The sequence below is a fragment of the Paenibacillus rhizosphaerae genome (genome assembly GCF_014192015.1).
GTDB lineage: Bacteria > Bacillota > Bacilli > Paenibacillales > Paenibacillaceae > Paenibacillus_AQ > Paenibacillus_AQ rhizosphaerae.
Genome location: NZ_JACHXJ010000001.1, coordinates 820,492 through 833,899, shown reverse-complemented (window position 1 = coordinate 833,899; position 13,408 = coordinate 820,492). Strand labels below are relative to the sequence as shown.

At 55.3% G+C, this 13,408-nt stretch carries 12 protein-coding genes and 1 pseudogene; 4 read left to right on the top strand and 9 right to left on the bottom strand.

What is annotated here, in order from left to right; all coding sequences use genetic code 11:
* Window positions 1-247 precede the first annotated feature (247 nt).
* Window positions 248-760 (top strand): TetR/AcrR family transcriptional regulator, encoded by a 513-nt coding sequence (locus tag FHS19_RS03725; RefSeq protein WP_183578748.1) that lies wholly within the window; start codon window positions 248-250, stop codon window positions 758-760.
* 153 nt (window positions 761-913) lie between these two features.
* On the top strand, window positions 914-1,819 hold the full coding sequence (locus tag FHS19_RS03720; protein ID WP_246426409.1) for a hypothetical protein: 906 nt from the start codon (window positions 914-916) through the stop codon (window positions 1,817-1,819).
* Between the two features lie 6 nt (window positions 1,820-1,825).
* Here the strand turns inward: FHS19_RS03720 and FHS19_RS03715 are convergent, their stop codons facing one another.
* Window positions 1,826-2,308, bottom strand: a complete 483-nt coding sequence (locus FHS19_RS03715) for a DUF1259 domain-containing protein (RefSeq protein WP_183578745.1) — start codon at window positions 2,306-2,308, stop codon at window positions 1,826-1,828.
* 160 nt (window positions 2,309-2,468) lie between these two features.
* On the opposite strand from FHS19_RS03715, the gene FHS19_RS03710 reads away from it, so the two are divergent.
* The gene (locus FHS19_RS03710; protein ID WP_183578741.1) at window positions 2,469-3,719 is read left to right on the top strand and encodes a methyl-accepting chemotaxis protein; all 1,251 of its coding nucleotides are present in this window, start codon (window positions 2,469-2,471) and stop codon (window positions 3,717-3,719) included.
* A 104-nt stretch (window positions 3,720-3,823) separates the two neighbouring features.
* On the opposite strand, the gene FHS19_RS03705 is transcribed toward FHS19_RS03710, so the two are convergent.
* Window positions 3,824-5,593 carry an SgrR family transcriptional regulator gene (locus FHS19_RS03705; RefSeq protein ID WP_183578738.1) on the bottom strand — a complete coding sequence of 590 codons (1,770 nt, stop codon included), beginning with the start codon at window positions 5,591-5,593 and terminating at the stop codon, window positions 3,824-3,826.
* 155 nt (window positions 5,594-5,748) lie between these two features.
* Between FHS19_RS03705 and FHS19_RS03700 the strand changes: the two genes are divergently transcribed.
* Window positions 5,749-5,949 (top strand): hypothetical protein, encoded by a 201-nt coding sequence (locus tag FHS19_RS03700; RefSeq protein WP_183578734.1) that lies wholly within the window; start codon window positions 5,749-5,751, stop codon window positions 5,947-5,949.
* 113 nt (window positions 5,950-6,062) lie between these two features.
* Here FHS19_RS03700 and FHS19_RS03695 read toward each other — a convergent pair whose 3' ends face one another.
* The 7 genes and pseudogenes from FHS19_RS03695 to FHS19_RS03665 all read right to left on the bottom strand — a co-directional run bounded on the left by FHS19_RS03695 (window position 6,063) and on the right by FHS19_RS03665 (window position 13,395).
* Window positions 6,063-7,544, bottom strand: coding sequence for a sensor histidine kinase (locus tag FHS19_RS03695; protein ID WP_183578729.1), 1,482 nt, complete (start codon window positions 7,542-7,544; stop codon window positions 6,063-6,065).
* The gene (locus FHS19_RS03690) at window positions 7,523-8,218 is read right to left on the bottom strand and encodes a response regulator transcription factor (RefSeq protein WP_183578726.1); all 696 of its coding nucleotides are present in this window, start codon (window positions 8,216-8,218) and stop codon (window positions 7,523-7,525) included. Before FHS19_RS03690 ends, FHS19_RS03695 begins: the two co-directional genes overlap by 22 nt.
* Window positions 8,219-8,242: 24 nt before the next feature.
* Window positions 8,243-9,013 (bottom strand): ABC transporter permease, encoded by a 771-nt coding sequence (locus tag FHS19_RS03685; RefSeq protein ID WP_183578723.1) that lies wholly within the window; start codon window positions 9,011-9,013, stop codon window positions 8,243-8,245.
* 13 nt (window positions 9,014-9,026) lie between these two features.
* Window positions 9,027-9,872 carry a DUF2705 family protein gene (locus FHS19_RS03680; RefSeq protein ID WP_183578720.1) on the bottom strand — a complete coding sequence of 282 codons (846 nt, stop codon included), beginning with the start codon at window positions 9,870-9,872 and terminating at the stop codon, window positions 9,027-9,029.
* Window positions 9,869-10,606 (bottom strand): ABC transporter ATP-binding protein, encoded by a 738-nt coding sequence (locus tag FHS19_RS03675; RefSeq protein WP_183581402.1) that lies wholly within the window; start codon window positions 10,604-10,606, stop codon window positions 9,869-9,871. The genes FHS19_RS03680 and FHS19_RS03675 overlap by 4 nt, the downstream gene beginning before the upstream one ends.
* 231 nt (window positions 10,607-10,837) lie before the next feature.
* Window positions 10,838-11,974, bottom strand: a pseudogene (locus FHS19_RS03670) (zinc-dependent alcohol dehydrogenase).
* Window positions 11,975-12,198: 224 nt separating this feature from the next.
* Window positions 12,199-13,395, bottom strand: a complete 1,197-nt coding sequence (locus tag FHS19_RS03665; RefSeq protein ID WP_183578717.1) for a GTP-binding protein — start codon at window positions 13,393-13,395, stop codon at window positions 12,199-12,201.
* Between the last annotated feature and the right edge of the window lie 13 nt (window positions 13,396-13,408).

The window sequence follows — 13,408 nt, the reverse complement described above, 5'->3', positions numbered from 1 at the left end:
TTGGCATTAGTGATGATCCCGCAGGACTTCCTGCATTCGGTGCGGGCCAGTAGAATAGGAGTAACGTTCTGCAATAAATAATGCATAGCTCCCGCTACGGGGCTGACTAGAAGGAGCGCTAATCGCGGTCTTCCGGATCAGCCCCGTCCCTACTCCGAATGCTGGGACAAGCCGAACATAGAAAATGTTGACAGCAGGAGATGGTGAGGCTATTATTTATTTATTAATAAATAAGGGAGCAGCCAAGATGGTCATCCGGCAGGATCGCAAAGAACAAATTTTAACCAAAGCAGTCGACGTATTTGCCGAACTGGGGTATTACAAAGCAACAACGGCGCGGGTAGCCAAGGAAGCAGGTGTTACGCAGCCGTATGTGTTTCATTTTTTCAGCAACAAGGAAGAGTTGTTCATCGCCGTCATCGATCGGGCCATCGGCCGGATTGCCGATGCTTTTTCACAGGTCGAAGCCCCCGCCGATCAGCTTATGGAAACGATGGGGCAAGTGTTTGATGACGTGATGCGCACCTACCGGGCAGAGACGCTGCTCGTCATGCAGGCGCATACGATCGCGGAACCGGTGATTCGTGAGCATGTGAGAGGGCTGTTTTCCAATATATTCAGTTCGGTGCTTGAGAAATTTACTGCCGCCGGTTTGCCGGAGCCTGAAGCCGCGGCAAGCCAGTTTATGGGCATGGGGTATCTGATTACGGTGGCTGAAGTGCTGGATTTACCGCAAATGCTTTGCTTCAAGGACTGTTAACGACCAAATTCGGGGTATGAAGACCACTAGCTGCCGATGGTTCAATTGCAGCCGGTCTGGAACAAAACAAAGAATACAAAAAGGCAGTTACAGCTGCCTTTTTTGTAGCCTATAAATTTATTTATCAATAAATAAAAAACGGAGGATTGAGGAATGATGGAAAACGATGTTCGTATGGCTTTACGGGGCGCAAGGCGCCTATTTGCGGAGGAGAAGCTGCTCGCTTGGCTTGGTGTTCTGGGATTTGTGCTTGCCGCGGGCATCGCTGCTTATATCGGCATATTCGGCCCGGTTGTACCGCCGGAGGGCAATGTCGCCAGTGCCTTTTCGTTTAATGCGGCGATCGGCGTATTCATGCTGTCGATTGCCATGCTGCTGCCGCTGTCCGGCGTTAAGGCAAGGACGCGGACGACCATCCGCCGTGTGTTTGTTCCGATTGTCGTCTATGCATACGCCGTGGAGACGATCCAGCACTTTCGGGGTGTGAACCCGCGGTTCTCGGAATCCGGTTCAATCATCGATACGATCGCTGGAACTACGTTTGGCCTTGCGTCCTTCATCCTTATCATCGTGACGACCATTGTAGCCGTTTCCTTTTTCCGCCGCAGCCTCTTGGCCGCACGGCCGCTGCTGATTCTCGGCATCCGCTATTCATTTGTGTCGGTGACGCTTAGCTTTGCGGCCGGCTTATGGATGATCGCCCTGAACGGGCGCTTTACAGGAGCAGGCGGCAATGTCATCGTCCTGCACGGCCTTGGTTTTCATGCACTGCAGGTACTCCCGCTGCTCGGTTGGCTGTTGGAACGCTCACGGGCTGAAGTCCGCCGGGCGCAAATGCTTCTTCATACAGGCAGCGCCGCTTGGATCGTGTCCGTTGCCGCCGTCGCTATCCAGACCGCCGCGGGCCGCACCATTTTCGAGTGGTCAGCGCTGCCCGTGGTGGCGGGTGCCGGATTACTTCTTTGCATGGCATCCATTGCTGCCGCGGCGGGCACCGAGCTGTTAAAGCCGCGCCTGGCCCCTGCTGTTCCGTCCTTCACTGACCTGAGCGGTAAATAGAGCGTTTCAATGGACCGTGCCGCGGTGTTTCGCCGCTTCCATGGCATGGTAAACCGTATGACTGAGGGAGGCGAGGTCGCCTTCCGCTTGAAAATGAAGGTACAACACCTCCGGCTCCTGCTGCATCCAATGGTTATGCACGGCCGAAATATTGATCTTGCCTTTGCGGAGCGCATCAATGACCGGATTGACTTCGTCCTCCAGCAGCGCGAATTCACCGGTCACCGCTCCGTTTGCCCCATTGGAATCCGTGTGCTCGAAATTGGCACCCAGGGCAAGATCCATCAGCTCCGGCGACAGGTGACGGCCCATAAGGGATACGTTCAGATCGCTGCGTTTTACGTGAACCTTACATACGTTGCCTTCCTGCTGCACATTTGATTTAAATAAGCTCTCCTCGATTTTGCAATCAGCCGGCCTTGCGGATACATCTCCTGCCTGGGCTCCCATGATTAGAGCCACGATGCAAATCATCACTGCCAAACGCATCGGATAACAACCTCCTGATAAATCATTTTTTGGTTTATTATGGCTTCAAGGAACCATTTTCATGTGATGAATCGACAAAAATATTCATATATAGACCTTTTGCTCATATCGATGTTATAATATGGTAAAATTTGCTCAACTAAAGGAGGTCTATTTTCCTATGTCTTGGCTGAAGAATCTTCCTCTGTCCCAGCGGGTCATGGCCGGATGTTACTTGGTGGCCGCATTGTTCGCTCTCCCTGCCCTGATTATTTTCATTCTGATCGGGGAAATCCTGATCGGCGCGGCGTTCGTCGTCATCTTTGCCGCACTGACTTACCCTTTAGCCCGCTACATTGAGAAAACGCTTACATCTTCATTCGACAGCATTGCTAACGCCACCGCCAGCATTGCCAAAGGCGATTTTACGAACCGTGTCGATGAATCGGGCTCCATGGGCGATGTCAGCCGTTCGTTTAACAGCATGGTGGACAAGCTGAAGAAAATTTTGAACGACGCGTCAAGCATCACCCGCCAGGTGATGGATTCGAGCCGCGGCATCGCGGACAAAAATCAGGAGCTTAAAACCGTCATGGCGACGGTCGCCACCTCCGCCAACGAGCTCGCAGTCGGCGCAAACGAAATTTCCTCGGACGTCGCCGGCATGACCGAATCCATCCAGGCCATCGAGCTCAAAGTCGGCAACTATGCGGCCTCTACCAAGGAAATGAAGCAGCAGTCCGAAATCACCTTCAACCTGGTAGAGAAAGGCCGCCAGTCCGTGGAGAAGCAGGCGGAAGGGATGCGCCAGAACGTAGAGGCAACCGAGAACGTGGCCAAAACCATTGACACGCTGTCCAAAAATGCCCAGGGCATCACGAAGATCACCAAGACGATTTCCGAACTTGCCGAACAGACCAACCTATTGTCCTTGAATGCTTCGATCGAGGCGGCGCGGGCAGGCGAGCATGGGCTCGGCTTTGCCGTGGTGGCCCAGGAAGTCCGCAAGCTTGCGGAGGAATCAACGGCGTCTACGCAGGAAGTATTCAGCCTCGTTAAAAGCATTGAGCAGAGCATTCACCAGGCGATAGACAACATCAAGATCAACGAGGATGTGGTGCAGCAGCAAAATGAAAGGATCCGCGAAGCCGAGCAAATCTTTGCCCACATCGTCGAAAGCGTACAATACATAACCGAGCAAATCACCTCTTTCTCGAATGAAAGTGACCTGATGCTGGACAGTGCCCGTAAAATATCTGCGGCCATCCAGAACATATCAGCGATCACCGAGCAGTCCTCCGCCGGTACGGAGCAAGTATCCGCCGCCATGAATGAGCAAATGAAGTCGATCGAGGCGGTCGTCGACGAGACCGAGGCGATGAGACAGGCCGTGTTCCAGCTGCAAAAGACGATCCAGATTTTTAAATTCTAATCGGCATCTCGTGAAAAAAAGCAGGCATACTTGAAGGATTCATCCCGCGGCATGCCTGCTTTTTTATCATACCTCAGTACGAACTTTGCGTATGCAGGCTTCCGTCATGCCTGTTCCAGCCATACGTCCTTGAAGTCGATCCAGCCGAGTGGATTCAGGTTGACACCCCGTACAGAAGGATGCAAAAAGGTGCTCAGCCTCCGGTGATGCAGAAAAATGACCGTCGCCTCATCCCGGATATGCTCTTCGATCTCCATCAAGAACATCCGGCGCTTCTCCGTCGACTCCGCGGCCACCGCCGCATCGATCCGGCCGGTAATCCATTCCTTCCGCTCACGGTCAAAATAAGCCTGCATGACACAGTCCCGGTGCTCGTAGGCTTCAATTTCGCATACCTCGTCCTCGGGAAACACCAGACCCGAGATCACAAAATCCGAATCCGGCCACATCTCATAATCCGCGCCTTCGACTTGGATACCCCAGTCAGCGAGCCGGTTGATGACCCATGTGCAGTCTTCCCCATATTTTCCGTGGTAGGCCATGCGAATGACCTCTCGGCCATACCCCGACTCTTCCAGCGCCCTGCGGACGCGTTCGGGACGCATCGGCTCCATCGCATGAGAGCGGCTCCCCTCTGGCCGGAACCCGAATGCCGGCAGCACGCGCTCGCCGCCGAGCTCCGCCACCATTTCCCCGGGATGAAGGATCATCCGCACCGCCCGCCGGAACGCCTCTGACTGCTGAGGACCTTCGCGGGACACGTTCCAGGTTAACAGCGTGCAGCCTTGGCACAGCTTCTCAATCTCCTGCCAAGCCTCCTCCGGCCTGTCTTGGTCCATCCGCATCGTATCCAGGCTGTGATGGACCTTGGCGATTCCGTCCGCATCCGTGCCGCAGTCCTCCGGCATAATGACGATGTTCACGCCGTCAAGATACGGTCTGCCCTGGAAGTGCGCGTCAAACGCCGCCATTTCAATCCGTCCCTTCGTCCAGGTAACCAGCCGGAAGGGTCCCGTTCCGAGCGGATGACTCCAATAGGCATCTTCCTCCGCGCCCGCGAACCCATAGGGAAGGATCGAAGCCGCCGCGGAGCACATGAACCGGTCAAATATCCGGTTAGGCCGGCTCAGCTTGACACGCAGTACCCGCGGGCCGACCGTCTCTACACGTTCCACGCCGCGCATAAGCCAGCTGTTGGCCGTCCCGCTCCGGAGCCGCTCAAGCGTAAACTGCACATCGCGTGAGGTCAGCTCCTGTCCGTTATGGAAGCGGACTCCCTTGCGCAGATAAAACGTCCATTCCGTAGCGCTGTCGTTGGATGACCAGGTATGGGCGATCATTGGCGCAATGGTGCCGGTCTGTTCGTCAAACCTCAGCAGCCTGTCGAAAATTTGCCGGATCAAATGCGAATCGAACGCATACAGCAAATCGGCGGGATCCATCGTGTTCGGAGTTTTAAGCACGGGAAAGATCAGCGTATCGTCCGGATCGCCCTCTTCCCCTTTTTTGTAGCCAAAGTGGTTATCCAGCCATTCGAGAAATTTCGGCTTGGCATACGTTCCGTTTCCAAATCCCCCGATCAGGTCAAAGGCGCGTTTGTAATCACCCTGCTCTACAAGATGCTGGGAATATTCGATCAAATAGGCTTCCTTATCAGCTTTGAACACGATCCTCGAACGGTTCCCCCGGCCCAGCCCGGGCAGCCACTCGATCAAATGCTCGCTTTCAAGTTTTCGTAGTATCAGCTTGGCGTTACGGCTGGTGCAGTACAGCGCGTCGGCCAGCTCATCGAGCGTGACTTCGACGGGTACCCCAAGCTCCGTTCCACCTCCAAAGCGCTCATGCAGCAGCAAATACCTTTCGTCCAACAGCATAATCAGCCCCTCCCTTCTTAACGTCCCAATAAAAGAGGAAATCCTTTTGCGCAAGTATACACTTTTTATCCCCTTTTGGATAGATCATAATGGCATTAGACAGATAAAAGACAGATTCATCCAACATAGGAACATTTATTCGAGGAGGAGAACACATGCTGGAACATCATTATGTACAAGAAAAACTGATGGAATACCGACAAGCTGAGCATCGCCGCAAACAAACCGGCGTATCCGAAACCACTGAATCGGCCGATCGTTATCATTCCGCCCATTCGGGAAAACGCAAGCCCTGGGTGCTCGCCATTACTTCAAGCTTGTTAAGACGAAAAAAGGGGAAGCATCCCTTCGCATAAACACCGGTTACGGGACCTCCATTCGCCGTATCGTTGTGTGACCCGCCGCTGACTAAACAAAAGGCAGGATGAACGCATCCTGTCTTTGCCGGTGCCTTATTGGCGATTTCCGTTCATTGCTCCGATTCCCGGTTATGCATGTCCGTGCGAACCGTAAATGTAATACACGCCCCGCCTTCCGGCCGGTTGGCAGCCTCGATGCCTCCCCCATGCTTATCGCAAATGACGCGGGCCGTATACAGGCCAAGCCCGGTTTGTCCCTTGTCGCCTTTGTAAAACTTCCGGAACAGATTCGGGATGTCCGCTTCGTTGAATCCGGGCCCCGTATCGCAGATTTCGTACCGGATGTCCTTCTCGCGAATGGTGAGCGATACGCTAAGGCTCCCCTGTTCCGGAACATATCGGAGGCTGTTCGTGATGACGTTGTCCAGAACCTGCCCGACGCGCTGGACGTCCATATAGCCGGGATGCGGAGCCGGCCGCTCATCGGTCACCGTATATTCCAGCCGGATCTGCTTGCCCGCGCACAGATAGCGGATCTCCCGTTCTTTGGCGCCTGCAAACTCCGCGACATCCGTTTCCTTCACATACAGCGGAAAATACTCCATATCCTTCTCGGAAGCCACCTGAATATCCTGAATCAGCCGGTTGACCCGCTGGATGTTGCCCTCGACCACACGCAGGCGCTCCTCCAGCTTGCCGCGCGGAATCACCCCGGCCGTGTCCGTCAGCATCTCCACATTGCCCTGAATAATCGTCATCGGCGTCCGGAGGTCATGGGCAATCGCGTCCATCATATCCCGGCGCTCCTGCTCGAGCTTCCATTCCCTGAGCAGGGAGTCCTTCAGGGCAGCGCGAATTTTTTCAAAGGAATCGGTGAGCAGACCCAGTTCGTTGGCCGCCTTGTAAGTGATCGTAAAATCAAGATCCTGTCTGCGGATCCGCTCGGATGCATCGATGAGTTCGTGAACCGGACGGCTGATCCGCCTTCCGAACCGGGTTGCAAATATATAAGTAAAGAGTGCGATGTAAATAAAAGGGGCTGCAAGAAAACAAATATTCAGGGCGAATTTGAGGACATCCGCTGATCCCGGGCCGCCGTTTGAGGTCACCTCAAGCTTGTACTCCAGCGCGATAGCGCCTCGCAGCTCCCCGGAAGACGAAGTCACGGGCACAACCTTCGTAATGACGCCTCCGAACCCGATGCTGGGCTGCCGCGAAAAAGAGGTATTCAAGCGTTGGACCAAATCCCCTTTTTGCTTAAAGACAGGCCCGGTCAGCGTTCCGTATAACACCTTGCCCCTGGCGTCCATCACTTGATACCTGATCCCTTCTCCTGGAATCTTCTCTTCCAATTTCGGCCGGCTGGCCGGGTCCAGTACCGCTTCTCCCAAGCTGCGAGAGTATGCGGCAATCGCCGGAATCTTCTGTTCGTAGTGATTGGCCGGATTGAACCAGCTGCTGCTCGTGAGCCACCAGAAGCCAAGGATGTAGGTTACCGCCGTCAGCACCAAACTGAGCAGCATGATCAGGACGAACGTGTAGATCAGCTGCTTTTTAACGGAAAGCCGCTCTATAAAGCCGATTTTTCCCATTTATAGCCGACCCCCCAAACCGTCGTGATGTATGGGGTATCCGGATCCGTACCGGTCAGCTTCGCCCGGATTTTCTTCACATGCTCCGTTACCGTGCTGGCATCGCCCATCGCCTCAAGCCCCCATACCTTGTCATAGATCTGCTCTTTGGAAAAAACCTGGCCGGGATGCAGCGCCAGCAGCTCGATGATGTCGAATTCCTTCGCGGTCAGCGGAATTTCGGTCTGCTTGTAAGCGGCGCTCCGCCCCTTCAGATCGATTTGCAGCAGACCGTACCGTAAGGTGGACCGCTGCGCCTGCTGGCCGGCTGCGCGCCGGCTCCCCCGGAGATGGGCCGCAACGCGGGCCTTCAGCTCCCGGATGCTGAACGGTTTCGTAATATAGTCATCGCCACCGATGGACAGTCCCTGAATCCGGTCCGCCTCGGCCTGCCTTGCGCTCACGAACAATATCGGGCAGCCCACCTCCTCCCGGATCATTTGGCACAGCTCAAAGCCGTTGACATGCGGCATCATGACGTCCAGAATGATCAGATCCGGCCGGTCGTGGATCCGCTCCAGCGCCTCACGCCCGTCTGCGGCCGTATTCACTTCATAGCCCTCCATTGTCAGCGCCTGCTCCAGCAGGGCGGCAATTTCGGCTTCGTCATCCACGATCAGTATTTTGTCGCTCATTCCAGTTACCTCTTTCTTCTCTCTCTATTTGGTCCAGCCTCTCCGCTGCCATATTCCCATTGTAACGGCAAAACCCATTCCAAGACAGATCAGAAGCGGCAAATAAAAAGGATGATGGTACATTCCCGCCGTCCATTTAAATACCGTATCCATCCCCATCAGGAGAAATCCGAAAGAATCGGATACATACAGCGCCCCGACCGCGGTCGCAATCCACCACAAATAACTGAGCACGACGCCGGGCAGCAGCGTGCAGATCAGGCCGGTCAGACTCAGCTGAGCCAGCAGGATCAGATAAAAGAGGCCGTAAGACTGGAAACAGTAGAAGAACGCCCCGGCCGGGCCGTATTGCTGTTCCGGATTCAAAAACACCACGGTATCCGCGCCGGGCAGGAAGGCATACCCAAAGGCTTCGCCGATGGCAAACGTAACGAGTGTGAATAGCAGCAGCATGGCCGCAAGGTTCATCCATTTGGCCAGGAACAGCTGGGCGAAGGATACCGGCCGAATCAGTACCATCCGCAGCTGTCCAGATGTGTACTCCCCGTTCATGCTGTCAATGATCAGCATCGGCCCGATGATGAGTACGAGAAAGAACGAAACCTCTTTTAACAGAAACAAGGCGAAATTTTCTGACACCAGCGGCGCCGTCGATACGTTGTCGAACGCCCCCAACTTCTGCATGCTCAAAAACAAGCAGTCTAATCCCACGATGACAACAAAGATCAGCATACTGAACAGCGTCTTTTTCCTTTTCCACATCCGTTCCCAGTCGCTTAACATCATAGCAAACATAATTTATTCCTCCTTACATCCACCGGTCCGATTTTGAAAATACAAGCAGCGACCCCACGCCGAAAATAACGGCATATCCTAAGCCCACAAGCAGTGCGGCAAGGGAGGCGGCGCCCGAACTAACCGCCTGCGCCTGACCAAGCATAACAGCAATCCCGCTGTACTGAATTTCGGTCAACGACAAATACTTCACCACAGCCGGCAGCCCCAGCCCACCGACCCGGTTGGCCAGCTGATAGACCAGCGGAAACCCGAGCGAGCACAGCAGAAACCCGAGGCCCAAGCCGACAGCGCCGGTCGTCGTCCGCGAAATCACGGCCGCGGCCATGAAGACGCTCCCGATCGCCAGCACGGTCAAGAACGCAAGTCCGTAATACATCAGCGTATAGCCGATCATCCCCTTTAAGGAGACGGGATGGTCGTGGTAAAACAGCTGCATGGGATCGTGAGTCTCGAAGAACAGCAGCCCAGCGGCCGCCGACAACAGCAGGTATACGGTAAAATACAGCATCATCACCGCCGTATGGGCGAGCCATTTGGCGCGCAGCAGCTGCCCCGCCGTAAACGAACGGAGCATGACCATCCGGATTTGCCCGCTGCGGTATTCTTCCGTAACGGAAAGGGTGAGCAAGATCAGGGACATCACGTTAAACACGACGATCAGCTGCTCGATCAAGGCCATCACCGGAAAATTCCCGGCCCAGGTGTACTCTGCACTGGCGGGCGGGATTACCCGATTGTGGCCGGCATAATATTTGGCGGTAGCCGCGACGACGGCGGGCATGGCGAACAGGAACAGCCAGGTGATTTTCCGCTTCCACATTCGCTCCCACTCGCTCAGAAACAAGCCGCTGTTCATGAGGTCATCATCTCCACAAAATGCTCTTCGATCCCTTTCGCTCCTGCGGCCTCCTGCCACTGGCGGCTTGTGCCCTCCCATACCAGCTTGCCTTCCTTGATGATGACGAAACGGCTGCAAATCCGCTGCAGCTCGTCCAGCAGGTGGCTCGAAACCAGGAACGTAATCCCGCGCTCCTGATTCAGCCGCTGGATCAGCTGGCGCAGCTCGCGGATGCCCATCGGGTCAAGGCCATTCGCCGGTTCGTCCAGGATGATGAGCCGCGGATCCCCAAGCAAGGCCTGGGCGATGCCGAGCCGCTGCTTCATACCGAGCGAGTACGTTTTTACTTTGTCCGAACCCCGTTCGCTCAGCCCAACAATCGACAGAGCTTCCTCCACGCGTGCCCTTCGCTCCGTCCCCGGCACATTCGGATGCAGTCTGACCAGGTTCAGCAGGTTGTCCCTGCCTGACATATAAGGAAAAAAGATGGGCGATTCCACGATTGCCCCGACCCGGGACAGCGCCTTGACCCGCTCGCGCCCCACATCGGTTCCGTCAATACGGATGCTTCCGTCCCCCGGTTTGATCAGTCCAGTTATCATCCGGATGAGCGTCGTTTTCCCGGCTCCGTTCGGACCGACAAAACCGCATACGCCCCCCGCCTGTATGGAAAAGGACACCTGGTCCACCAAGGTACGCGTCCCCGCTTTTTTCGATACATTCAATACTTCCAATACGTTAGTCTCATTCATTTCGTTCATATGATCTCCTCCTGCCAAGAAGTATAGGAGGCAAATCTAAAGAATGTATAACGTCGGTAAAAAACCTTTCTACACAGCTGAGTCAGGTGCTGTACAGGGACACGAAAAAAAGGAGGGCGGGCAGGATCATTCCTGCACACCGCTCCTTTAGGGGAGTGTGATTCAGTGATACGTGACTCGCTTATATCGCGGCATATGCTTCTCCATGCGAATGATACCGTTCTAGGGTTTCAGCACGACCTTGATGCAGCTCTCATCCTTATTGTCGAAAATTTCGTAAGCCCGCGGGGCATCGCTGATATGCAGCCTGTGCGTGATGATGTCGGTCGGGTCGATTTTCCCGGTTTGGATCTGCCGGAACAGCTCCGGCATGTAATGAATAACGGGGGCTTGTCCCATTTTCACCTGCACATTGCGCTCGAACAGATGGCCGAACGGGAACATGTTGTATTTCAGGCCGTACACCCCGATCACCTGAATCGTACCGAATTTGCGGACGACATTGGCGGCCGTATTGAAAGCCCCAAGCGATCCTCCCTGCAGCATCAGGGCCGTTTCGACCTTCTCCATGGCCGTGCGTTTGGCATCCAGCCCCACACAGTCGATGACGACGTCCGCGCCGCCCTTTGTCGCCTCCAGCAGCGTCTGGTCGATGTCATGGGTCTTCTCGAAATTGTATGTCTCCACGTGGTTCGTCCGTTTGGCGTGCTCCAGCCGATAGTCCACATGGTCGACCGCGATGACCCGCTTAGCCCCTTTTTGCCAGGCAAATTACTGCGTCAGCAGACCGACCGGGCCGCAGCCGAGAATAATGACCGTGTCACCGGGCTTCACGCCGGCATTGTCCACGCCCCAATAGGCGGTCGGAAGAATATCGGAGAGGAACAGGATTTTCTCATCTTCCACCTCCGCATCCTCCGGTACCTTGAACGGAACGAAATTGCCGAAGGGCACCCGAAGCAGCTCCGCCTGTCCGCCCATGTAACCGCCGTACGTTTCCGAGTAGCCGAAATACCCGCCCGTATCCTTGGCGTCATTGGCGTTGTCGCATTGGCTTTCCATCTGGTTTGTGCAGAAAAAGCACTCTCCGCACGCAACATTGAACGGAATGATGACCCGGTCGCCTTTTTTGACGCGGGTGACGTCCGGTCCGGTCTCTTCAACGATCCCCATAGGCTCATGGCCGATGACGTAATCGTCGTACATCCCCGGAATCAGCCCGTGGTAAATGTGAAGATCCGAGCCGCAGATGGCGGTGCTCGTCACCCGGACGAGCATGTCATCCCGCTTGATAAGCTTCGCGTCGCCGACCTCCTTCACTTCCACCTTCTTTTTGCCCTGATAGGTTACAGCTTTCATGCCAGCATCGTCCCTCCTTGGATTTGACCGTAGTTTCTCCCCGAACCTGCGTTTTCACGCATGGGCGGCGGGTGAAGTCCCTAATCCTTTACACGCAATCCTGTGGATTCAAACGGGGGACGGGCATGTGATTCCCTTAGAGATGCGGAAGACGTAACTTGGTGGTTTACGAAAAAAGGCCGCCCGAATGAACCCTTTTCGGACGGCCAAGTTCTGTAAGTATCTTACTGGATTTCGATCCAAGGCAGCGGATTGCGAAACGCCGCCCAGTTCATTTCCATCTCTCCGCCAGTAAGCAGGCACGCATCCAAACGGCGGGTAATGCCTTCCTGGTCCATGCCGACCCCAATCAGCACGATTTCGTTCATCCGGTCGCCCCAGGTCTCGTCCCATCTCCGCCGGAGATCCGGCTCCTGTGCCAGCCATTCGCGCTGCTCCGCTTCCGGAAGCGAAGCGACCCAATAGCCGGCCGGGCCGAATTGGATTGATGGTCCCGCCTGGCTGATGCTGGCCGCCATGTCACCGCGGACAGCCAGCCAGACCAATCCCTTGGCACGGACGATCTCCTCCGGCCAGTCCGACAGCAGCGCGGCAAGCCGCTCCGGATGAAACGGGACGCGCCTGCGGTATACGAAGGAGCCGATGCCGTATTCCTCCGTTTCGGGCGTATGATGTTCGCGCTGCAGTTCCTGAATCCAGCCGGACGACTGGCTCGCCGCATCAAAATCGAACAGGCCCGTGTTCATAATTTCGGTCGGTGCGACCTGCCCGTTCACGGTCCGGATGATTTTGGCTGAAGGCTGCAGCTTCCGAATCAACCCTTCCAGCTGGTTTAACGCCTCTTCTTCCACCAGGTCGCATTTGTTGAGGAGCAGCACGTCGCAGGTTTCAATCTGGTCGATGAGCAGATCAGCCACATCGCGGTCATCCTCCTCCCCGGCGCCCTCCTTCCGGTCCATCAGCGTCTCCCCGGAGGCGAAATCATGCCAGAAGCGGTACGCATCGACCACGGTGACCATGCAGTCCAGCCTGGCGTATTTCGTCAGGTCGATCCCGGAGGCCTCGTCCTGGTAATGAAATGTTTGGGCGACTGGGATCGGCTCAGAGATGCCTGTCGATTCAATCAGAATGTAATCAAATCTCCGCTCCTCCGCCAGCTTGCGGACTTCCTGCAGCAAGTCGTCCCTCAGCGTGCAGCAGATGCAGCCGTTGGACATTTCGACCAGCTTCTCGTCCGTGCGGGACAAGGAAGTCTCCGATTGAACGAGCCGCGCATCCACGTTAACTTCGCTCATATCGTTCACGATGACGGCAACCTTGACGCCTTCGCGGTTGTTCAGCACATGGTTTAAAACCGTTGTTTTGCCAGATCCGAGATAACCACTCAAGACGGTGACCGGAATGACGGATGTTTGGTTCATAAGAGCAAGTCCT